This window comes from Porphyrobacter sp. MBR-49 (genome assembly GCF_053628655.1).
Genome location: NZ_JBRJGU010000003.1, coordinates 313172 through 331898, shown reverse-complemented (window position 1 = coordinate 331898; position 18727 = coordinate 313172). Strand labels below are relative to the sequence as shown.

Annotated in this window: 29 protein-coding genes; 2 read left to right on the top strand and 27 right to left on the bottom strand. The window is 62.1% G+C overall.

The features are described 5' to 3' along the window. The first annotated feature begins 33 nt into the window (after nt 1-33). A complete protein-coding gene (locus ACSSV3_RS06170) occupies nt 34-615 on the top strand; it encodes a shikimate kinase (RefSeq protein ID WP_354322994.1) in 582 nt (193 codons plus the stop codon). Then, on the top strand, nt 606-1724 hold the full coding sequence (gene aroB / locus ACSSV3_RS06165) for a 3-dehydroquinate synthase (RefSeq protein ID WP_354322992.1): 1119 nt from the start codon (nt 606-608) through the stop codon (nt 1722-1724). The genes ACSSV3_RS06170 and aroB overlap by 10 nt, the downstream gene beginning before the upstream one ends. Before the next feature lie 31 nt (nt 1725-1755). On the opposite strand, the gene ACSSV3_RS06160 is transcribed toward aroB, so the two are convergent. From ACSSV3_RS06160 to rplB, 27 genes are all read right to left on the bottom strand, one after another. Then, the gene (locus ACSSV3_RS06160; protein ID WP_354322991.1) at nt 1756-2607 is read right to left on the bottom strand and encodes a hypothetical protein; all 852 of its coding nucleotides are present in this window, start codon (nt 2605-2607) and stop codon (nt 1756-1758) included. Between the two features lie 172 nt (nt 2608-2779). Beyond that, nucleotides 2780-3313, bottom strand: coding sequence for a hypothetical protein (locus ACSSV3_RS06155; protein ID WP_354322989.1), 534 nt, complete (start codon nt 3311-3313; stop codon nt 2780-2782). 139 nt (nt 3314-3452) lie between these two features. Next, on the bottom strand, nt 3453-4823 hold the full coding sequence (locus tag ACSSV3_RS06150) for a serine hydrolase domain-containing protein (RefSeq protein WP_354322987.1): 1371 nt from the start codon (nt 4821-4823) through the stop codon (nt 3453-3455). 164 nt (nt 4824-4987) lie between these two features. Continuing rightward, nucleotides 4988-5410, bottom strand: coding sequence for a 50S ribosomal protein L17 (gene rplQ, locus ACSSV3_RS06145; protein ID WP_354322986.1), 423 nt, complete (start codon nt 5408-5410; stop codon nt 4988-4990). Nucleotides 5411-5584: 174 nt separating this feature from the next. Next, the gene (locus ACSSV3_RS06140; protein WP_354322984.1) at nt 5585-6640 is read right to left on the bottom strand and encodes a DNA-directed RNA polymerase subunit alpha; all 1056 of its coding nucleotides are present in this window, start codon (nt 6638-6640) and stop codon (nt 5585-5587) included. Between the two features lie 126 nt (nt 6641-6766). Beyond that, entirely contained in the window at nt 6767-7156 is a 390-nt protein-coding gene (gene rpsK, locus ACSSV3_RS06135; protein WP_054118179.1) for a 30S ribosomal protein S11, read from the bottom strand. Nucleotides 7157-7216: 60 nt separating this feature from the next. After that, nucleotides 7217-7585, bottom strand: a complete 369-nt coding sequence (rpsM, locus tag ACSSV3_RS06130; protein WP_354322981.1) for a 30S ribosomal protein S13 — start codon at nt 7583-7585, stop codon at nt 7217-7219. Between the two features lie 344 nt (nt 7586-7929). Continuing rightward, complete coding sequence (locus ACSSV3_RS06125) at nt 7930-8709, bottom strand: SRPBCC family protein (protein ID WP_354322979.1); 780 nt, start codon at nt 8707-8709, stop codon at nt 7930-7932. Then, nucleotides 8702-9349 (bottom strand): adenylate kinase, encoded by a 648-nt coding sequence (locus ACSSV3_RS06120; protein ID WP_354322977.1) that lies wholly within the window; start codon nt 9347-9349, stop codon nt 8702-8704. The genes ACSSV3_RS06125 and ACSSV3_RS06120 overlap by 8 nt, the downstream gene beginning before the upstream one ends. A gap of 104 nt (nt 9350-9453) precedes the next feature. Beyond that, nucleotides 9454-10818 (bottom strand): preprotein translocase subunit SecY, encoded by a 1365-nt coding sequence (secY, locus tag ACSSV3_RS06115; RefSeq protein WP_354322975.1) that lies wholly within the window; start codon nt 10816-10818, stop codon nt 9454-9456. A 185-nt stretch (nt 10819-11003) separates the two neighbouring features. Beyond that, the gene (gene rplO, locus ACSSV3_RS06110) at nt 11004-11537 is read right to left on the bottom strand and encodes a 50S ribosomal protein L15 (RefSeq protein ID WP_354322973.1); all 534 of its coding nucleotides are present in this window, start codon (nt 11535-11537) and stop codon (nt 11004-11006) included. Nucleotides 11538-11677: 140 nt separating this feature from the next. Then, on the bottom strand, nt 11678-11854 hold the full coding sequence (rpmD, locus tag ACSSV3_RS06105; RefSeq protein WP_354322972.1) for a 50S ribosomal protein L30: 177 nt from the start codon (nt 11852-11854) through the stop codon (nt 11678-11680). 6 nt (nt 11855-11860) lie between these two features. After that, nucleotides 11861-12568 (bottom strand): 30S ribosomal protein S5, encoded by a 708-nt coding sequence (rpsE, locus tag ACSSV3_RS06100; RefSeq protein ID WP_354322970.1) that lies wholly within the window; start codon nt 12566-12568, stop codon nt 11861-11863. A 2-nt stretch (nt 12569-12570) separates the two neighbouring features. Further along, on the bottom strand, nt 12571-12915 hold the full coding sequence (rplR, locus tag ACSSV3_RS06095; protein ID WP_354322968.1) for a 50S ribosomal protein L18: 345 nt from the start codon (nt 12913-12915) through the stop codon (nt 12571-12573). 1 nt (nt 12916) lies between these two features. Beyond that, the gene (gene rplF / locus ACSSV3_RS06090; RefSeq protein ID WP_354322966.1) at nt 12917-13450 is read right to left on the bottom strand and encodes a 50S ribosomal protein L6; all 534 of its coding nucleotides are present in this window, start codon (nt 13448-13450) and stop codon (nt 12917-12919) included. After that, nucleotides 13450-13845, bottom strand: a complete 396-nt coding sequence (gene rpsH, locus ACSSV3_RS06085) for a 30S ribosomal protein S8 (RefSeq protein WP_354322964.1) — start codon at nt 13843-13845, stop codon at nt 13450-13452. Before rpsH ends, rplF begins: the two co-directional genes overlap by 1 nt. Nucleotides 13846-13855: 10 nt before the next feature. Beyond that, nucleotides 13856-14161 (bottom strand): 30S ribosomal protein S14, encoded by a 306-nt coding sequence (gene rpsN, locus ACSSV3_RS06080; protein ID WP_354322963.1) that lies wholly within the window; start codon nt 14159-14161, stop codon nt 13856-13858. A gap of 42 nt (nt 14162-14203) precedes the next feature. Continuing rightward, nucleotides 14204-14803 carry a 50S ribosomal protein L5 gene (gene rplE / locus ACSSV3_RS06075; RefSeq protein WP_354322961.1) on the bottom strand — a complete coding sequence of 200 codons (600 nt, stop codon included), beginning with the start codon at nt 14801-14803 and terminating at the stop codon, nt 14204-14206. Next, complete coding sequence (rplX, locus tag ACSSV3_RS06070) at nt 14796-15116, bottom strand: 50S ribosomal protein L24 (protein WP_354322959.1); 321 nt, start codon at nt 15114-15116, stop codon at nt 14796-14798. The genes rplE and rplX overlap by 8 nt, the downstream gene beginning before the upstream one ends. Continuing rightward, on the bottom strand, nt 15116-15484 hold the full coding sequence (gene rplN, locus ACSSV3_RS06065) for a 50S ribosomal protein L14 (RefSeq protein WP_354322958.1): 369 nt from the start codon (nt 15482-15484) through the stop codon (nt 15116-15118). The genes rplX and rplN overlap by 1 nt, the downstream gene beginning before the upstream one ends. A 75-nt stretch (nt 15485-15559) precedes the next feature. After that, entirely contained in the window at nt 15560-15850 is a 291-nt protein-coding gene (gene rpsQ, locus ACSSV3_RS06060) for a 30S ribosomal protein S17 (protein WP_354322956.1), read from the bottom strand. Nucleotides 15851-15860: 10 nt separating this feature from the next. Then, the gene (gene rpmC / locus ACSSV3_RS06055; RefSeq protein ID WP_354322954.1) at nt 15861-16073 is read right to left on the bottom strand and encodes a 50S ribosomal protein L29; all 213 of its coding nucleotides are present in this window, start codon (nt 16071-16073) and stop codon (nt 15861-15863) included. After that, nucleotides 16073-16507, bottom strand: coding sequence for a 50S ribosomal protein L16 (gene rplP / locus ACSSV3_RS06050; RefSeq protein WP_354322952.1), 435 nt, complete (start codon nt 16505-16507; stop codon nt 16073-16075). The genes rpmC and rplP overlap by 1 nt, the downstream gene beginning before the upstream one ends. A gap of 12 nt (nt 16508-16519) precedes the next feature. Continuing rightward, a complete protein-coding gene (gene rpsC, locus ACSSV3_RS06045; protein WP_354322950.1) occupies nt 16520-17215 on the bottom strand; it encodes a 30S ribosomal protein S3 in 696 nt (231 codons plus the stop codon). A gap of 1 nt (nt 17216) precedes the next feature. Beyond that, nucleotides 17217-17594, bottom strand: coding sequence for a 50S ribosomal protein L22 (gene rplV / locus ACSSV3_RS06040; RefSeq protein WP_354322948.1), 378 nt, complete (start codon nt 17592-17594; stop codon nt 17217-17219). Further along, the gene (gene rpsS, locus ACSSV3_RS06035) at nt 17594-17869 is read right to left on the bottom strand and encodes a 30S ribosomal protein S19 (RefSeq protein ID WP_354322946.1); all 276 of its coding nucleotides are present in this window, start codon (nt 17867-17869) and stop codon (nt 17594-17596) included. Before rpsS ends, rplV begins: the two co-directional genes overlap by 1 nt. Nucleotides 17870-17875: 6 nt before the next feature. Next, entirely contained in the window at nt 17876-18712 is an 837-nt protein-coding gene (gene rplB / locus ACSSV3_RS06030) for a 50S ribosomal protein L2 (RefSeq protein ID WP_354322944.1), read from the bottom strand. Nucleotides 18713-18727: the final 15 nt, after the last annotated feature.

Genomic DNA, 18727 nt, shown 5'->3' with positions numbered 1-18727 from the left:
GCCCGCCCTAGCCCATCTATAGGCCATGCGGCAATGATCGGAACACCGCCCAAACGCGAACAGGATATCGCCGCCCCGGATTTCGCCGCGATCGCCGCGCGCATCACCCGTCCGGTGGTGCTGGTGGGGCTGATGGGCGTGGGCAAATCCACCGTGGGCCGCAAGTTGGCAAGCCTGCTGCAGCGCAGTTTCATCGACGCTGACGAAGCCATTGTGGAGGCCGCCGGGCGTTCCATCCCCGAAATCTTCGAAACCTTTGGCGAAGCGCATTTCCGCGACGGTGAACGCCGCGTGATCGCGCGGCTGATCGACGAAGGCCACGGGGTAATCGCCACCGGCGGCGGTGCGTTTATCGATCCCGACACCCGCGCGGCGATTCTTGAACGCGGGATCGCGGTGTGGATTGACTGCGACATTGATACGCTGGTGGAACGCACCGCGCGGCGCGACACCCGGCCCCTGCTGAACAGCGGCGATCCGCGCGAAATCCTGACCCGGCTAGCCGCAACGCGCGCGCCCTTCTATGGCGAGGCTCCCATCCGCATCATGAGCGAGAACGGCCCCCACGCCGAAACCGCGCGCGCGATTATCGAGGCGATAGACCAATGGCTGTAATTCCCGTGGCACTGGCGGGCCGCGCCTATGATGTGGTGATTGAACCGGGCCTGCTGGGCCGGATTGGCACGGCAGCGGCGCGGTTGCTGGCGAGCTATGCCGGCGGGCGCAAGGTGCCGTTCGTTGCCGATCAGAACACCCACCGCCTCTATGCCGCCGGGATCGAGGCTGATCTGGCCGCGCATGGTTTCACCGCCGAATGGTTCGTGGTTGCGCCGGGGGAGGACGCCAAAAGCTGGGCGGTGCTGGAGGCGCTGTGCGATTGGCTGCTGGCTTTGGGCATTACCCGATCAGACAACGTGTTCGCATTGGGCGGCGGGGTGGTGGGCGATCTGGTCGGCTTTGCCTGCGCGATTGCCAAGCGCGGCTGCGGCTTCGTGCAGATCCCCACGACGTTGCTGGCGCAGGTTGATTCGTCGGTGGGCGGCAAGACCGCGATCAACACCGCCGCGGGCAAGAACCTGATCGGCGCGTTCCATCAGCCCGCGCTGGTGCTGATCGATCCGCTGGTGCTCGCCACCCTGCCGGAACGCGAAATGCGCGCCGGTTATGCCGAGGTGCTGAAATACGGGTTGCTGGGCGATGCAGCGTTTTTCGATTGGCTGGAGGCCAACGGGGCTGCGGTGCTGGCGCGTGAACCAGCCGCGCTCGAACACGCCATCGCCACCAGTATCGCAATGAAAGCCGCAATTGTCGCCGCAGATGAACGCGAGACGCTGGATCGCCGCGCGCTGCTCAATCTCGGCCACACTTTCGGCCATGCGCTGGAGGCGGAAACGGGGTTTTCGCAGGCACTGCTGCACGGCGAAGCGGTGGCGCTCGGCATGGCATTGGCCGCGCGCTATTCGGCGCGGCGGGGGGAGATTTCAGCGGCGGATGCCGAGCGCGCAGCAGGCGCGATAGCGGCGGCGGGATTGCCTGCGCACCTCCCCGCCCTCGCCCTCAGCTGTGATGGCGCGCGGCTGGTCGATCATATGCGCCACGACAAGAAAGCGGAAGGCACCACCCTGCCGTTCCTGCTGCTGCGCGCCATTGGTAATGCTTACGTGGCGCGCGATGTCGACCTGGTCGACATCGCCGCGTTTCTGGACGCCGAATTGCACACCTGATCCAAGGATCAGAACCTGTTGGCCTTAACGCCTACAAATCGCCGTCGATGGTTTCAGGGATTTCCTCACCGGGAATCGGCCCGCCCGGATAGGCCGGCATGGGGCCAGCAACGACCGGTGTGGTGGGCGCTGACGGTGCAACCGCCTGTGGCTGCGCCATCCCGCCCATCGCGAGCCGCGCATCGGCATAGCGCTGTTCGCTCCACTGCCCTTCGGCACGGTCACTATCGATTGCAGGCGCAGCGCTGGAAAAACCGCCGCTATAATCGATCCCGTCGATCTGGCCATTATTGCCGATCCGGCACTGAAAGCCAGAACCGTTGAACAGCGCGCCGCTGACCAGCCAGCCTGCGCCAGTGCGTTGAACATTATCGACGCTATCAACCCGCACGTCGCGTTCAATCCGGGTCAGGCACTGATCAACCGCACTGTCGAGCCCTGACGAACCCGTGCCGCGCGGTGCTGCGCGGCGATTATCGTTACGGCGTTCCTGATAACGCGGGTTATAATTGGGATCATCCGCATCGCGTTCGACGATCACAACATCGCGGTCGCGGTCACGATTGCGGCGGTTGTTCGCATTGGCGATGGCAATCGCCCCACCGATAATTGCCGCACCGATCAGCACATCGCCGCCGCCGATGCGGTTGCGCCCGTGCCCCCCGCGAAAGTGTCCTCCACGATGCCCACGGCGGCAGCCCCACCGGCAGCGGTAATCGGCGGTGACAGAGGCCGGATCAAACCGGCTGTGATCAAACGCAGCGGACACAGCGCCCAGATTGATCTGTGCGCGAGGCAATTCAGCCGCCGTAGCCGGGGCAGCAAGGATGGTGGTGCCTGCCAGCGCGCCAGCCAGCGCCAATACGTGGATTTTCAGAGCCATTGATGCTCTCTCCTGTTGATGCGCGGGCGACCACCAATCACCCTGAAGGCGTCAGACTAACCGTGCAAGGCTTGCGCTGGGCTGAACCGAATGCACAAGCCGCCCCGCCTTGCGTTGCACGAGGCGGGACGACCAGAACAGCTCGCTGAAAGGGGGACGAGCTGAAAGCGGATCAGCGCAGCCCCCGAACCCCGCTGAAATTGACCTGCGGCGCGCCGCGTCCATCAATGTGGCAGGTGAAGTTGCCGCGGTCGCTGCGGCGACCACCCCAACGCGGCGAGCCTTCCACTGCAATCCGGCCCTTGACCCGGAACCCGTTGCGGGTGCGATCAACATCGCGCACGTCGACCACATCGGCATAGCGATAGCCGCCAAAGCGCCGCGCCTGATTTTCTGCCGCCCTGACGCAGCGTTCCACTGCGGCGCGCGGGTTAGCGCTGCCACCGTATCCGCCGCGATAGTCGCGGTCGCGATAGGCATAGCGGCGGTCATTCCGATCGCCATCAAAGGCCCCGGCGAGCGCCGCGATCCCGCCGATCACCACGGCGCCTGCAATAATCTCGCCCGCGCCGATGCCCCCACGGTCGCGGTAATCATCCGCCATCGCAGGCGTGGCAGTGGCCGCAGTCAGCGCAGTGGCAGCGACCGCGCCGAGCGAAATCCGGGCCCATGTGCCGGAGGCCAGCCGGTTGGTCTTGGTGGTCATCGCATCTATCCTCGTCTGGCACCGCGCGCACGATTGCGGGGGTGTCGAGGATCAATCTGACCGATTCGCACTGAGATGAAGCTGAATTGCCCTGGCAGGTTTTGTTAATCTAAAGACCAAATTGCATGAACGATAGCGCCTACTCGGCCTCAAGCGCGGCCAGCACGTCGCGGGTAAAGGCAGCGATGTCAAAGCGGGCACCCACCGGATCTTCGCCCCGTCGCACGATCACCACGTCGCGGCTCGGCACGATCACGACATATTGCCCGCGATTGCCGAAAGCCGCGAAGGTATCATGCGGCACGCCGTCAGATGCGTTCATCAACCAGAACCCCGCGCCATAGCCGAACGGCCCATCGGGCTGCGGGCCGGAGGGGGAGGAGACATATTGCACCCAGCCTTCGGGCAGGATGCGGGTGCCATCTGGCAGTTTGCCGTCGTTGAGATAGAGCTGGCCGAAGCGCGCCAGATCGCGCGCCGTCGTCCAGACCTGTGACGAGAGGATGTAGCTCCCCCGCCAATCGGTTTCGGCGACGGTGTGGGCCATGCCAAGATCTGCGAGCAGTTCCGCTGGCGGATGCGCGGAAAGGCTTTTTCCAATCGCCTGAATTGCAGCAAGCGTGTCATTATTGGCGTAGCGATAGACAGTGCCCGGTGAATGGATCAGCGGCCATTGCAACGCGCGTTCGCGCACCGAAGCCCCGCCCCAATAGATCGGGTCGGTGCGGTTGCCGGGCGTGTCGGAATAGCGGCCCGAGGTCATGCGCAGCAGGTGATCGATGGTAATTGCGCGGCGCGGATCGCCTTTGGCAAAGCCGAGCCCTGCGGAACTCGTCACGTCCACATCGCCGCGCTGGACCGCAGCACCGATCACGGTTGCCGCAAGGCTTTTGGCAACAGACCACGTGCGTTGCGGCGTCGCCGGATCAAAGCCGGTCACGTAACGCTCGGCAATAATATCACCATTGCGCCGCACGAGCACCGCCGTCGTTCGCACGCCCTCTCCATAGCGTCCCGCAAAGGCTCCTGTGAACGCAGGCTCCAGTGCGGCAGGCGCTGCGGTAACACGCGCCACACTGCGCGCCCGGTTTGCGGGCGGATTGGCGGGGCGGCCATAAAGGTTGAAAGCCCCGCCAATCGGGCTGAGCGCGCATCCGCGATCATCATCAAGGTGTATCGCAAAGCGCGGTTCGGCTTCCTCATCCCAAACCACGCTGACGCGTTCAATCGTGCCATTGGCGTGACGCAATAATTGATAATCGAGATCACGCACCACATCATCCAGCGGTGCCTGAATCCCCGCCAGCTCCCATTCATGAACGCTTTCAGGCGTGCGCGCAGTGCCGTTGGCTTCGGCATGGGCAATCGCGCTGCACAGCATCAGCGCTTTGTAGCCCGCCGCGAGCGCGCGGTCGTAGCGCGCGTCGAGGCGCTCCTGCTGGCTTTGTGCCGAAAGCGGTGTGGCAAGGGCGGTTGCGGCGGTTGCGGCGGCAAGGATCAGGGTTCTCATCCCCCTGTCATGCCACGCGGCCACGAAAATGAAAGAGCGCAAAAGAAAAGGGCCGGAAGCGTTTGCGCCCCGGCCCTTTGATCCTTGCGCGATTCCCCGCGAAGGCGGGAATCTCAGCCGAAGATGCACCAGTTCCCCGCCTGCGCGGGGAATCGCCAATGTGTTTACGCGTCTTCGCCTTCGTACTCATCGGCCTGAACCGGGCCGCTGTCCTGACCGCGGGCCGATTCGTCACGGTCAACCAGTTCGATGATCGCCATCTGCACCGCATCGCCTGCACGCACCCCGGCGCGCAGCACGCGGGTGTAGCCGCCTTCGCGATCAGAATAACGCTCGGCCAGCACTTCAAACAGCTTCTTGAGCTGGGTTTCGTCACCCAGACGCGCCATCGCCAAGCGACGGTTCGAAAGCCCGCCGCGCTTGGCCAGCGTGATCAGCTTTTCGAGATAGGGGCGCAGTTCCTTGGCCTTGGGCAGCGTGGTCTTGATCTGCTCGTGCTTGATCAGCGCGGCCGCCATGTTGCGGAACAGGGCGTTTCGATGGCCCGTCTTGCGGCCCAGCTTACGGCCTGAAATACCATGACGCATTGTATCTATCCTTCGTTCGTAAAGAGCCCGTGCGAGGTAGCTCCATCCCGGTGACCGTTGCGGGCCGTCACCTTCGCCCGTCTTTCTGTGCGCTCCCGCGAAGGCGGGAGCCTCAACCCGCTAGCGAATTGCCAGCGGTTGGAGGTCCCCGCCTGCGCGGGGACTCGCCTCTGTTTAGCCCAACAGCTCTTGTTCGAGCTTCTTGGCCATTTCCTCGATGTTCTCAGGCGGCCAGCCGGGGATGTCCATGCCGAGGCGCAGACCCATGCTGGACAGCACTTCCTTGATCTCGTTCAAGGACTTGCGGCCAAAGTTCGGCGTGCGCAGCATCTCGGCTTCGGTTTTCTGAACCAGATCGCCGATATAGATGATGTTGTCGTTCTTGAGACAGTTGGCCGAACGCACCGACAGTTCCAACTCGTCCACCTTCTTGAGCAGGTAACGGTTGAGCTGGTTGGCGTCGCTTTCTTCGGGCTGCACCGCATGGCCGATCATGGTGCCGGTTGGCTGCGGAATGCCATCTTCGAAGTGGACGAACAGCGTCAGCTGATCCTGCAGGATGCGCGCGGCAAAGGCCACGGCGTCTTCAGGGGTGACAGTGCCATCGGTTTCGACGGTGAGGCTGAGCTTGTCGTAATCGAGTTCCTGCCCAACGCGGGCGCTTTCAACCTTGTAGCTCACCTGGCGCACCGGCGAATAGAGCGAGTCGACCGGGATCAACCCGATCGGCGCATCGACCGGACGGTTCTGCACAGCGGGCGCGTAGCCCTTGCCGATATCAGCGGTCAGCTCCATGTTGAGCGTCGCGCCTTCATCGAGCTGGCAGATCACCAGATCCTTGTTCATCACCTCGATATCGCCGCTAACGGCAATATCGCCCGCCTTCACCGCGCCCGGGCCAGTGGCCGAAAGCTGCAAACGCTTGGGGCCTTCGCCTTCCATCTTCAGCGCGATCTGCTTCACGTTCAGAACGATGTCGGTGACATCTTCCCGCACGCCGGCAAGCGACGAAAATTCGTGCAACACGTTCTCGATCTTGATCGAGGTGATCGCCGCACCCTGAAGGCTGGAGAGCAGCACGCGCCGCAGCGCGTTGCCAAGGGTCAGGCCAAAACCACGCTCAAGCGGTTCGGCAACGAAAGTCACCTTGCGCGTGCGGTCACCGCCATCCTTGATTTCGAGGGTGTTGGGTTTCTTGAGTTCCTGCCAGTTCTTCGTGTTGACGGACATGGATTTCCCCTAATTCGCCGTTGTCGGGCGGTTCACATTCTAGGCGGGCCAGATGCGCTGGACGTCACGCGGCATCAGGCCCGTTCGGGCGGCGACGGCACGATCTGCCGCCACCATCCCGGCGGATCAGACGCGACGGCGCTTGGACGGACGAACCCCGTTGTGCGGGATCGGAGTCACATCGCGGATCGAGGTGATGTTAAAGCCCACAGCGGCAAGGCCGCGAAGCGCGCTTTCACGACCCGAACCCGGGCCCTTCACTTCAACCTCAAGCGTGCGCACGCCGTGTTCGGCGGCTTTCTTGCCCGCATCATCGGCTGCCACCTGCGCGGCATAGGGCGTCGACTTGCGGCTGCCCTTGAACCCCATCGCCCCGGCGCTGGACCAGCTGATCGCATTGCCCTGCGCATCGGTGATGGTGATCATGGTGTTGTTGAAGCTGGCGTTGATATGCGCAACGCCGCTGCTGATATTCTTTTTGTCACGACGCCGAATACGGCCTGGTTCGCGTGCCATCGTTTTCTGTCCTCTAGCTCGTCAGAAGGAAAAAGCGTTCAGCCTCAAAAGGCCGCCAGCTTACTTCTTCTTGCCCGCGATGGGCTTGGCCTTACCCTTGCGGGTGCGGGCGTTGGTGTGAGTGCGCTGACCGCGAACGGGCAGACCGCTACGATGACGCAGGCCGCGATAGGCGCGCAAATCCATCAGCCGCTTGATATTCATCGCAGTCTGGCGACGCAGGTCGCCTTCTACGGCGAAATCGGAATCGATGGTTTCACGGATCCGCAGCACTTCCTCGTCGGTGAGGTCCTGCACACGCGCGCTGTGCGCAATGCCCAGCTTTTCAACGATCCGGAGAGCCGTGGTGCGGCCAATTCCGTGAATATAGGTGAGCGCGATGATTACGCGCTTGTTGGTGGGGATATTGACCCCGGCAATACGAGCCACTTATTTCTCCATGCTCCACAGGGGCTTGACCACATTTGGGCGGCCTCCCCCTATCTCAACGCTCAATCATTCTACTGGCCACTTGCCCCCTACGATCTGCACGGTGCAGGATCGCAAACAGCAAAAATTCGGTCGGCACGCGCAATGGCGATGCCTGCCGAACCTGGTTCGAACCTTTCGAATGAGGGCGGCGCATAGGATGATTCGCGCGGGCCGTCAACCACAAGAGCGGGCTGCGTTAAATCTGACGCAGGCCGCCCACTCTAGCCTTTGTTGTCGCATCGTGAAAAGCTGAAAACCGGTTCCCACTTTTCAGCACGCTGCTCTACGCGCGCGCGGCCGGATCAGACTGCTGGATCGCTGCTGAGATCGCCGAATGCATCATCAACCGTAGCCGGTTTCCGCTCGGCTTCGGGCTTCGGCGCGGTGGCATCCTTTGGCGGCGCATCCGGTGCCGCGTCGCTTTCGCTATCGGAGCTGGAATCTTCAGCGGGCTCTGCGCTCTTCTGTCCGGCCGAGGCGGCCTCATCAGCAACTTGCTCTGTCACTGGCCCCAGCAACGCAGCGAGTGCACCCAACTGCGCGCCCATCACCGCGTCGACCGCCTTGGCAATCACCGGCACTTCAAAGCGCATTGTGCCGCCGACATTATATTCCCACACGATCCGGGTGCCTTCTTCGACTTCGCCGATCGCGATGGTGAGGATGCCGATCACCGGCTCGCTCTGCAGCGGGCCAAGCGCGCCCTGCATCCGCAGCGCCCGTTCAGGATAGGCCTGGATCACCCGCATATGTTCGACACTGCCTTGCAGCGTGAAGCGATCCGGCTCATCCACCTCGGGGATCGTCTCGCAAAAGCATCCGCCCGCCTGCGGGGTGAGCATCAAATTCACCGCTTCGCCCGACCAGGTATGTTCAGAACGCCACCATCCCGCAGGGGAAATCAGCGCGAGCCACACGTCTTTGGGGGTGGCATCGACCACCACTTCGTGGCGCGATACGAAGCCGCTGTCGCTCGTCTGAGTCAATTCGGCAGCGGCAGGCGCTGATAGGGCCAGCGCGGCTGCGGCCAGTGTCGCACCACGAAGCGCCTGTTTGATCGACACCCCGCCCGCCTCAGCCACGAAGGATCGCGTCGATCTGATCGGCAACCGTGTCGATTGCGGCCATGCCGTCAACCCGGGTGACGATCCCTCGCGCTTCATAGCCGGGCAGGATTGGCGCGGTCTTGGCGCGATATTCCTGCATCCGCATCCGCACGGTTTCTTCATTATCATCCGGCCGGCGCTTGAATTCGGTGCTGCCACAGACGTCGCACACGCCCGGTATTGACGGCGGGTTGGCAACGTCGTGATACAGCGCGCCGCAATTGCCGCAGGAAAAGCGGCCCGTGATGCGCTCCACCAGTGCTTCTTCGTCAACCTCAAGCTCGATCACGCGGTCGAGCGTGCGGCCATTGCGCGCCAGAATCCCATCCAGTGCATCGGCCTGCGCGGCCGTGCGCGGGTAGCCATCAAAAATGACCCCGGTTTCCGGAGCCATTGCGGCAAGTTCGACGTCAATCAGGTCGGACACGATTTCGTCCGACACCAGCTCACCGCGCTCCATCACCGCCTTGGCCTTCAGGCCCACAGGCGTCCCGGCCTTGACCGCCGCGCGCAGCATATCTCCGGTTGAAAGCTGGCGCATGGCGTGGCGTTCAACAAGCCCGGCGCTTTGCGTGCCTTTGCCGGCACCGGGAGGGCCAAGAAGAATGATATTCACAAACCGTTCCCCATTGTCGCCCCGACTTGCGCGCCGGTGGCACTATTGCAGACTTGCGGGTTCACCGATGATCCCGGGCGCGTCAAGTCAACTTGCGCCCGATATCAGCGCATCCGCCCCTTGAGCTTCGCCTTCTTGATCAGATCGCCGTATTGATGCGCCAGCAGATGCGATTGAACCTGGCTGATGGTATCCACCGTCACGTTCACCACAATCAGCAGGCTGGTGCCGCCAAGGAACAAGGGGATGCCGGTCTGGGCAATCATGTATTCGGGCACCACACAGACAACCGTCAGGTAAATCGCGCCGACCACCGTTATCCGGGTGAGCACATATTCAAGGTAATCAGCGGTGCGCTTGCCCGGACGAATGCCGGGTATGAAGCCGCCATTCTTCTTGAGATTATCCGCCGTTTCTTCCGGGTTGAACACCACCGCGGTGTAGAAGAAACAGAAGAAGATGATCCCGATTCCATACAGCCCCATATAGAGCGGCTGCCCATGCGCGAGATACTGGTTCAGTGTCACGATCACATTGCCGAACGTGCTTTCGGTATCGACCGAATTGCCCGCAAACTGCGAAATTGTCAGCGGCAAGAGCAGCAGTGAACTGGCAAAAATCGGCGGAATCACACCTGCGGTATTGATCTTGAGCGGCAAGTGCGAACGGTCAGCCTGCATCATCCCGCGCTGGGTCGCGCGTTTGGGATACTGGATCAACAGTCGGCGCTGGGCGCGCTCGACAAACGAGATCAGCAGGATCAACACCACGACCATCGCAATGAAGCCGATAATGACAACCGGCGCGATCGATCCCGTCCGCCCGCCTTCGAACAGGTTGGTCGCAAAGCTCGGAAACTGGGCGACGATGCCCGCCATGATGATCAGCGAGATGCCGTTGCCAATGCCGCGACTGGTGATCTGTTCGCCCAGCCACAACAGGAACATGGTGCCGCCGACCAGACTGACGACAGCGCCAATGCGGAACAGGTATCCGGGGTTGACCACCGCCGCGAGATCGCTCTGCGAGGCGAAACTTTCGAGGCCGACAGCGAGGAAATACCCCTGAATGGCACACAGGAACACCGTGCCATAGCGCGTGTACTGGTTCAGTTTCTGCCGTCCGCTCGCACCTTCCTTTTTCAACGCCGCCAGCGTGGGATGCAGCGCAGAGGCCATCTGCACCACGATCGACGCGGTGATATAGGGCATCACGCCGAGCGCAATCAGGCTCATGCGTTCAAGGCTGCCGCCCGAAAAGGCGTTGAACAGGTCAAGAATCCCGCCGCGCGTCTGTTCGTACAGATCGCTCAGGATCAGCGGGTTGACGCCGGGCAGCGGCACAAAGCTGAGGAAACGGAAAACGATCAACGCCCCGAGGGTGAACCAGATGCGTTGCTTGAGCTCAGTGGCCTTGGCAAAGTTGCCGAGGTTCAGATTGCTCGCGATATTGTCGGCGCGTGATGCCATGTCGTCTCGTCGATCCTAGCTCATCGCCCGCTGGTCGCCACCGAATGGTGCCGCCGATCGGGCCATCTCCTGCGCGCCGGTGTTGCGCCAGTCGCAATCCCTTTGGGAATGCAGCGCAGCGCGCGGACACGTAAATAGGGAGCGCGGGGGCTGTTGTCGAACCCCCGCGCTCAGCATTTCGTCGATTACTTTGCCGCCGCGGCCTTTGCAGCCCTGTTCGCGTCGCGGCGGGCGAGCTTCTTTTCGTGCTCGGGTGTCGGGGCCGGGGCCACTTCAACCTTGCCACCAGCAGCTTCGACCGCAGCAATCGCGCCCTTGGTCGCGCCGGTTACAGCGAAGGTCGCCTTGGTGGTGATTGCACCCTTGCCCAGCAGCCGCACGCCATCCTTGCCATCGCGCACCAGACCAGCAGCGCGCAGAGCGGCTTCGGTGATGGTGGCCTTGGCATCGAGCTTGCCCGCGTCGATGAACTTCTGGATCATGCCAATGTTCACCTCGGCATAGTCCTTGGCGAAGGGATTGTTGAAACCGCGCTTTGGCAGGCGCATGTGGAGCGGCATCTGGCCGCCTTCAAAACCCTTTACGGCAACGCCCGAACGGCTCTTCTGGCCCTTCTGACCGCGCCCGGAGGTCTTGCCCTTGCCCGAGCCGATACCACGGCCGACACGCGTACGGCCCTTGCGGGCGCCGGCATTGTCGCGGATGTCATTCAGTTTCATAGTCGTGCACTCGCTGAAGTTTACCCCAGCGAAAGCTGGGGCCTGATGTTAGCTCTGCCGCAGGGAGGACGCGCTTGCCCCCTGGATCCCGGCCTTCGCCGGGATGACGGGGGAGGACGAACTCCTCCCCGCCACATATCTTAGTCGACCACCTGAACCAGATGCGGGATCTTGGCGATCGCGCCGCGAACTTCAGGAGTATCCTGGCGCTCGACGATCTTGTGCATCTTGTTCAGCCCAAGACCGATCAGGATCTTGCGCTGGCTTTCAGGACGACGGATCGGCGAACCGATCTGCTTGATCTTGATGGTTGCCATGCCTGTTTACTCCACAATCGCGGCAGCATCGGCTTCCGCCTCAGCTGCACTCGATCCGCCGCGACCCAGAAGGTCGGCAACCTTCTTGCCGCGCCGCTGAGCCACCGACTTCGGCGAAGTCTGCTCGGTCAGCGCGTCAAAGGTGGCGCGGATCATGTTGTAGGGGTTTGAAGAGCCGACCGACTTGGTCACCACGTCCGCAACGCCCAGGCTTTCGAACACGGCGCGCATCGGGCCACCGGCGATGATGCCAGTCCCCGCCGGCGCAGTGCGCAAAGTCACCTTGCCCGCACCGAACCGGCCATTGCCGTCATGGTGAAGCGTGCGGCCTTCCTTCAAAGGAACGCGGATCATCTTCTTGCGCGCCGCAGCGGTCGCCTTGGTGATCGCTTCGGGCACTTCGCGGGCCTTGCCGTGGCCAAAGCCGACGCGGCCCTGACCGTCGCCAACCACAACCAGCGCTGCAAAGCCGAAGCGCTTGCCGCCCTTTACGGTCTTGGAGACACGGTTGATGTGCACCAGCTTTTCGATGATGCCATCATCTTCTTCCTGCTTGCCGCCGCGACGGTCATCACGACCGCCCCGCCCGCGCCCGCGGTCACCGCCTTCACGGTTGCCGCCACGGCCCCGGCCACGACGGCCCTGTGCTTCACCGGCATCAGCGCCGGGTTCAACAGCAACTGCTGGGGTTTCGATGGTGTTCTCGTCAGCCATAATCAGAACTCCAGCCCACTTGCACGGGCGGCATCGGCCAGCGCCTTGACGCGGCCATGAAACAGGAATCCGCCGCGGTCGAACACGACCGTGGTCACACCCGCCTTCTTGGCAGCATCGGCAATCGCCTTGCCAACCTCGGCAGCGGCATCGACATTGGCGCCGCTTACCTTGACGCCGAGCGTCGAAGCTGCGGCGACCGTGCGGCCAGCGGCATCATCGATGATTTGCGCGTAGATGTGGCGGCCGGTGCGGTGCACCGACAGACGCGGCTTGCCACCAGCACGCGCACGCAGCGCAGTGCGGACGCGGCGACGGCGACGTTCGAACAGAGAAAGCTTTGCCATCTTACCTCTTCTTCCCTTCCTTGCGGAAGATATACTCGCCGCGATAGGCAATCCCCTTGCCCTTGTAGGGCTCGGGCTTGCGCCAGCGGCGGATTTCAGCAGCGAACTGGCCGACAGCCTGCTTGTCGATACCCGAAACTTCGACCGTGGTCTGGTCCGGGGTCTTGACTTCCAGGCCTTCAGGCACCGGAAGATCGACATCGTGGCTGTAGCCAAGCTGCAGCTTCAGATTGCGGCCCTGCGCATTGGCACGGTAGCCGACGCCCTTGATGACCAGCACCTTGGTGAAACCGGCGCTGACGCCTTCCACCAGGTTCGACACCAGAGTGCGCTGCATGCCCCAGAAGGCCCGCGCCTGCTTGCTGTCATTGGCCGGCTTGACGACGATCTCGCTCTCTTCGACCTTGTAGTCGATGAGATCGGACAGCCCCAGCGTCTGGGTGCCCTTCGGCCCCTTTACGCTCAGCGTGCCATTCTCGATGGTGGCCGAGACCCCGCCAGGGATCGCCACCGGCTTTTTGCCGATGCGGCTCATCAGAACACCTCCGCCAGCACTTCGCCACCGACATTGTGGTTGCGCGCTTCGGCATCCGAAAGCACACCGCGCGGTGTCGAGACGATGGTGATACCCAGACCGTTGCGCACAGTCGGCAGCTCTTTCGAGCCCGAATAGACGCGGCGGCCAGGCTTCGAAACGCGGGCAACATGCTTGATCGCAGGCTCGCCTTCGAAATATTTCAGTTCAATCCGCAGCGCCTTGTGCTTGCCTGAGCTGTCTTCGGAAAAGCCACGGATGTAGCCTTCCCGCTGAAGCACTTCGAGCACGTTTGCACGCAGGGTGCTAGCGGGAGTCAGGACAGAGTCCTTCTTCGCGCGCTGGCCGTTGCGGATGCGGGTGAGCATGTCACCCAGAGGATCGGTCATAGCCATCTGTCAGTCCTCACCAGCTCGACTTGGTCAGGCCGGGAATCATCCCGCTGTTGCCGAGTTGACGCAGTTCGATACGGTTGATGCCGAACTTGCGGTAATAGCCGCGCGGGCGGCCGGTGGTGGCGCAACGGTTGCGCACCCGGGTCGGGTTTGCGTTGCGCGGAAGCTCCGCCATCTTGAGCCGGGCGACCAGGCGCTCGGACTCGTCAAGCGAGGTGTCGTTCGCGATCGCCTTCAGCTTCTCGTACTTCGCAGCGTACTGCTTGACGAGCTTCTTGCGCCGCTCATTCTTGTTGATCGAACTCAGTTTCGCCATGGACTTAAGCTCTCTTGCCTTGTGTTCCGTTCATGAGGTGGCTCACGCCGCCTCCTTCTGTTCGCCAGTTGTCGCGCTCGGGGCTTCACCCTGGAAAGGGAAGCCGAACAGACGCAACAATTCGCGCGCCTCTTCATCGGTCTTGGCGGTGGTTGTGACGATAATGTCCATCCCACGCACCTTTTCGATCTTGTCGTAGCTGATTTCGGGGAACACGATCTGTTCCTTCAGCCCCATCGCATAATTGCCACGTCCGTCGAACGAACGCGCATTCAGCCCGCGAAAGTCGCGGATGCGCGGCATTGCGACAGTCACCAGACGGTCGACAAATTCGTACATGCGTTCACGGCGCAAGGTGACCTTGCAACCGATCGGCATGCCTTCGCGCAGCTTGAACTGGGCGATCGACTTCTTGGCGATGGTGATGACCGGCTTCTGGCCAGCGATCAGCGCCATTTCTTCCGCAGCGATCTGAACCTTCTTCTTGTCCTGGCTCGCTTCGCCCACACCCATGTTGAGCGTGACCTTTTCGAGCTTCGGGACTTCGAGACGGTTCTTGTAACCGAACTTTTCGGTCATCGCCTTGACGATTTCGGCGTCGTATTTCGCCTTCATCCGCGGCGTGTAGGTGGCATCAGTCATTGATGGTCTCCCCACTCTTCACGGCAACGCGCACCTTCTTGCCGTCCTTGGTTTCAAACCGGACGCGGGTGGGCTTGCCATCCTTGGGATCAGCCAGAGCGACCTTCGAGATGTGCATCGGGGCCGGGAACCGGTCGATACCACCTTGCGGGTTGGCCTGGCTCGGCTTGCGGTGACGGGCAGCGATGTTGACGCCGTCAACAACGATCTTGCTATCCTTGGGCATGACCTGAGCGACCGTACCGGTGCGCCCCTTGTCCTTGCCCGAAAGGACAACGACATTGTCGCCCTTCTTGATCTTGGCGGATGACATTACAGCACCTCCGGCGCGAGGCTGATGATCTTCATGAACCCGCGGCCGCGCAGTTCGCGCACCACAGGGCCAAAAATACGAGTGCCGATCGGCTCCTCGTTCTTATTCACCAGCACAGCAGCATTGCTGTCGAAACGGATGACGGTGCCATCCTGACGACGCACTTCCTTGCGGGTACGCACGATCACGGCGCGATGAACATCGCCCTTCTTGACCTTGGTGCGCGGCTGCGCCTCCTTGATGGAGACGACGATCACATCGCCGACCGACGCGGTCCGACGCTTCGACCCGCCCAGCACCTTAATGCACTGGACGCGCTTGGCGCCGCTATTGTCCGCGACGTCGAGATTGGATTGCATCTGGATCATTGATCCGGTTCCTTCTCACTGGCTTTCCGGGACGCCCAATCCGACTGGGGCCCGGGAGTTCCGTTTTCGCCTAATTCAGTTCCCGGCCGCTGCGACGTCGAGGTCAGCCTCAACCGCCTGCGTACCGCCCGCGACGACCCGATCTTTCACGATCCAGGTCTTGGTCTTGGACATCGGACGGGTCTCTTCGATCCGCACAACATCACCCACGGTGAATTCGTTGTTTTCATCATGCGCGTGATACTTCTTCGAGCGCCGGATGATCTTACCGTAGAGCGGGTGCTTCACCTTGCGTTCGACCTTCACGGTCACGGTCTTGTCGGTCTTGTCGGAGCTGACGGTTCCGACGAGGATGCGCTTTGGCATTGTCTACTCCTCAAGCCTTCGCAGCGGCGGCGGTGGCCGCTCGCTGGTTCTGCAGCGTCTTGATCTGCGCGATGCTCCGGCGCACCTGACGGATACGCGACGGGGCTTCGAGCTGGTTGGTCGCAGCCTGGAACCGCAGATTATACTGCTCGCGCTTGAGCTCGGTGAGCTCAGCGGAAAGCTGATCATCGGTCTTGGTGCGAAGGTCCGCGATATCGGCCATTATTCGCCTCCCAGGTGGCTGGTGTCACCCAGACGGGCGACAACCTTGGTCTTGATCGGCAGCTTCATCGCTGCGCGCTCGAACGCTTCAGCCGCGAGCGGGCCGGCAACGCCATCGAGTTCGAACAGGATCCGGCCCGGCTTTACCCGCGCGGCCCAATATTCGACCGAGCCCTTGCCCTTGCCCTGACGGACTTCGGCAGGCTTCTTCGACACTGGCACATCGGGGAAGATGCGGATCCAGAGACGACCCTGACGCCGGATGTGGCGGGTGATCGCACGGCGCGCAGCTTCGATCTGGCGCGCAGTGAGCCGATCAGGCTCCAGCGCCTTGAGGCCGTAGGAACCAAAGTTAAGATCGGTGCCGCCCTTGGCGTCGCCCTTGATCCGGCCCTTGAAAGCCTTGCGGAATTTGTGTTTTTTCGGTTGCAACATGGTCTGTTACCTCTAGCGGGCCGGCCGGACGCCGGAAGTCTGCGCTTCCAGCATCAGGCGATCTTGCGCGGTCGGATCATGAGCGAGGATCTCACCCTTGAAGATCCACACCTTGATCCCGATGATCCCGTAGGCGGTCAGCGCCTCGGTATCGGCGTAATCGATATTGGCACGCAGCGTGTGAAGCGGCACGCGACCTTCGCGATACCATTCAACGCGGGCGATTTCCGCTCCGCCCAAACGGCCGCCACATACGATCTTGATGCCTTCGGCACCCAGACGCAGCGCCGATTGCACCGCGCGCTTCATCGCCCGGCGGAACGCGATGCGGCGCACCAGCTGATCGGCAATGCCCTGCGCGACGAGCTTGGCATCGATTTCCGGCTTGCGGATTTCAACGATGTTCAGCTTCACTTCGCTCGGCGTCATGGTTGCCAGCTTCGAACGCAGCTTTTCAATGTCTGCGCCCTTCTTGCCGATGATCACGCCGGGACGCGCCGCATAGATCGAAACCCGGCACAGCTTGGCCGGACGCTCGATCACCACCTTGGAAACTGCCGCCTGCGGCAGGTTCTTCATGATGTACTTGCGGATCGTGACGTCTTCCTTGAGCAGCTGCGCATAGTCACGCCCTTCGGCGTACCAACGGCTGTCCCAGGTGCGGTTGATCTGCAGGCGCAGACCGATCGGATTGCTCTTCTGGCCCATCTTACGCCTCTTCTGCTTCGCGAACGACGATCCGCAGCCGGCTGAACGGCTTGAGGATCCGGGTCGACTTGCCACGGCCGCGGGTGTGGAACCGCTTCATCGTCACCGACTTGCCGACCGAAGCTTCCGCCACGATCAACGCATCAACGTCGAGGTTGTGGTTGTTTTCAGCATTGGCGATCGCCGAAGCGAGCACCTTGGTCGCATCGCGCGCCATTGCCCGCTTCGAAAAGGCGAGGATATTCAACGCCTCTTCTGCCTTCTTGCCGCGGATCAGCGCAGCAACAAGGTTGAGCTTCTGCGCCGAACCACGGATCGTGGTGCCGACGGCCAGTGCCTCGTTATCGCCCACGCGGCGGGGTGCTTTTGCCTTGCCCATTAGCGTTTGCCCTTCTTGTCGGCAGCGTGGCCGGGGAAGGTGCGCGTGGGCGCAAATTCACCGAGCTTGTGGCCGACCATTTCTTCCGAAACCGAAACGGGAATGAACTTGCGCCCGTTATAGACATTGAAGGTGAGCCCGACGAACTGCGGCAGAATCGTCGAGCGACGCGACCAAGTCTTGATCGGCTTGGTGTTGCTCGCTTCCTGCGCGCCTTCTGCCTTCTTAAGCAGGCTCAGCTCGACAAACGGGCCTTTCCAGACGGAACGTGCCATCGTCTCTTACCTCTTCTTCTTCGCGTGACGCGAACGGATGATCATCTTGTCCGTCTGCTTGTTATGGCGTGTGCGGGCACCCTTGGTCGGCTTGCCCCATGGGGTAACCGGATGGCGGCCACCCGAAGTGCGGCCTTCACCGCCGCCGTGCGGGTGATCGACCGGGTTCTTGGCAACGCCGCGGGTCAGCGGGCGAACGCCCATCCAACGCTTGCGGCCAGCCTTGGCAAAGTTCTGGTTGCCGTTGTCGGGGTTCGACACCGCACCAACAGTGCCCATGCAATCGGCGCGCAGGTAACGCTGTTCGCCCGAATTGAGGCGCACAATCACCATCGTCCGATCACGGCCAACAACCTGCACATAGGTGCCGGCCGAACGGGCGATCTGACCGCCCTTGCCCGGCTTCATTTCGACATTGTGGCAGATCGTGCCGACCGGCATCTGACCCAGCAGCATCGCATTGCCCGGCTTGGTATCGACCTTTTCACCAGCCACCACCGAATCGCCAACAGCCAGACGCTGCGGGGCGATGATGTAGGCCTGTTCGCCGTCTTCGTACTTCACCAGTGCGATGAAGGCGGTGCGATTGGGGTCATATTCCAGACGTTCAACAGTCGCAGGCATATCCCACTTGCGACGCTTGAAGTCGATGAAGCGGTACTTCTGCTTGTGACCGCCAGCGATCCCGCGCGATGTGACGTGACCCTTGTTGTTGCGGCCACCGGTCTTGTGCTTGCCTTCGGTAAGCGCCTTGACCGGCTTGCCCTTCCACAGGGCCGACTTGTCAACCAGGATCAGACCGCGCCGGGCGGGACTGGTCGGCTTGTAATTCTTGAGTGCCATTGTTCGTTTCCTGTC

Excerpts from the sequence above, each read along its gene's own strand:
- ACSSV3_RS06170 (WP_354322994.1), top strand. The coding sequence starts at position 34 with ATGATCGGAACACCGCCCAAACGCGAACAGGATATCGCCGCCCCGGAT.
- aroB (WP_354322992.1), top strand. The coding sequence starts at position 606 with ATGGCTGTAATTCCCGTGGCACTGGCGGGCCGCGCCTATGATGTGGTG.
- ACSSV3_RS06160 (WP_354322991.1), bottom strand. The coding sequence starts at position 2,607 with ATGGCTCTGAAAATCCACGTATTGGCGCTGGCTGGCGCGCTGGCAGGC.
- ACSSV3_RS06155 (WP_354322989.1), bottom strand. The coding sequence starts at position 3,313 with ATGACCACCAAGACCAACCGGCTGGCCTCCGGCACATGGGCCCGGATT.
- ACSSV3_RS06150 (WP_354322987.1), bottom strand. The coding sequence starts at position 4,823 with ATGAGAACCCTGATCCTTGCCGCCGCAACCGCCGCAACCGCCCTTGCC.
- rplQ (WP_354322986.1), bottom strand. The coding sequence starts at position 5,410 with ATGCGTCATGGTATTTCAGGCCGTAAGCTGGGCCGCAAGACGGGCCAT.
- ACSSV3_RS06140 (WP_354322984.1), bottom strand. The coding sequence starts at position 6,640 with ATGTCCGTCAACACGAAGAACTGGCAGGAACTCAAGAAACCCAACACC.
- rpsK (WP_054118179.1), bottom strand. The coding sequence starts at position 7,156 with ATGGCACGCGAACCAGGCCGTATTCGGCGTCGTGACAAAAAGAATATC.
- secY (WP_354322975.1), bottom strand. The coding sequence starts at position 10,818 with ATGGCATCACGCGCCGACAATATCGCGAGCAATCTGAACCTCGGCAAC.
- rplO (WP_354322973.1), bottom strand. The coding sequence starts at position 11,537 with ATGAAACTGAATGACATCCGCGACAATGCCGGCGCCCGCAAGGGCCGT.
- rpmD (WP_354322972.1), bottom strand. The coding sequence starts at position 11,854 with ATGGCAACCATCAAGATCAAGCAGATCGGTTCGCCGATCCGTCGTCCT.
- rpsE (WP_354322970.1), bottom strand. The coding sequence starts at position 12,568 with ATGGCTGACGAGAACACCATCGAAACCCCAGCAGTTGCTGTTGAACCC.
- rplR (WP_354322968.1), bottom strand. The coding sequence starts at position 12,915 with ATGGCAAAGCTTTCTCTGTTCGAACGTCGCCGTCGCCGCGTCCGCACT.
- rplF (WP_354322966.1), bottom strand. The coding sequence starts at position 13,450 with ATGAGCCGCATCGGCAAAAAGCCGGTGGCGATCCCTGGCGGGGTCTCG.
- rpsH (WP_354322964.1), bottom strand. The coding sequence starts at position 13,845 with ATGGCTATGACCGATCCTCTGGGTGACATGCTCACCCGCATCCGCAAC.
- rpsN (WP_354322963.1), bottom strand. The coding sequence starts at position 14,161 with ATGGCGAAACTGAGTTCGATCAACAAGAATGAGCGGCGCAAGAAGCTC.
- rplE (WP_354322961.1), bottom strand. The coding sequence starts at position 14,803 with ATGACTGATGCCACCTACACGCCGCGGATGAAGGCGAAATACGACGCC.
- rplX (WP_354322959.1), bottom strand. The coding sequence starts at position 15,116 with ATGTCATCCGCCAAGATCAAGAAGGGCGACAATGTCGTTGTCCTTTCG.
- rplN (WP_354322958.1), bottom strand. The coding sequence starts at position 15,484 with ATGATCCAGATGCAATCCAATCTCGACGTCGCGGACAATAGCGGCGCC.
- rpsQ (WP_354322956.1), bottom strand. The coding sequence starts at position 15,850 with ATGCCAAAGCGCATCCTCGTCGGAACCGTCAGCTCCGACAAGACCGAC.
- rpmC (WP_354322954.1), bottom strand. The coding sequence starts at position 16,073 with ATGGCCGATATCGCGGACCTTCGCACCAAGACCGATGATCAGCTTTCC.
- rplP (WP_354322952.1), bottom strand. The coding sequence starts at position 16,507 with ATGTTGCAACCGAAAAAACACAAATTCCGCAAGGCTTTCAAGGGCCGG.
- rpsC (WP_354322950.1), bottom strand. The coding sequence starts at position 17,215 with ATGGGCCAGAAGAGCAATCCGATCGGTCTGCGCCTGCAGATCAACCGC.
- rplV (WP_354322948.1), bottom strand. The coding sequence starts at position 17,594 with ATGGGCAAGGCAAAAGCACCCCGCCGCGTGGGCGATAACGAGGCACTG.
- rpsS (WP_354322946.1), bottom strand. The coding sequence starts at position 17,869 with ATGGCACGTTCCGTCTGGAAAGGCCCGTTTGTCGAGCTGAGCCTGCTT.
- rplB (WP_354322944.1), bottom strand. The coding sequence starts at position 18,712 with ATGGCACTCAAGAATTACAAGCCGACCAGTCCCGCCCGGCGCGGTCTG.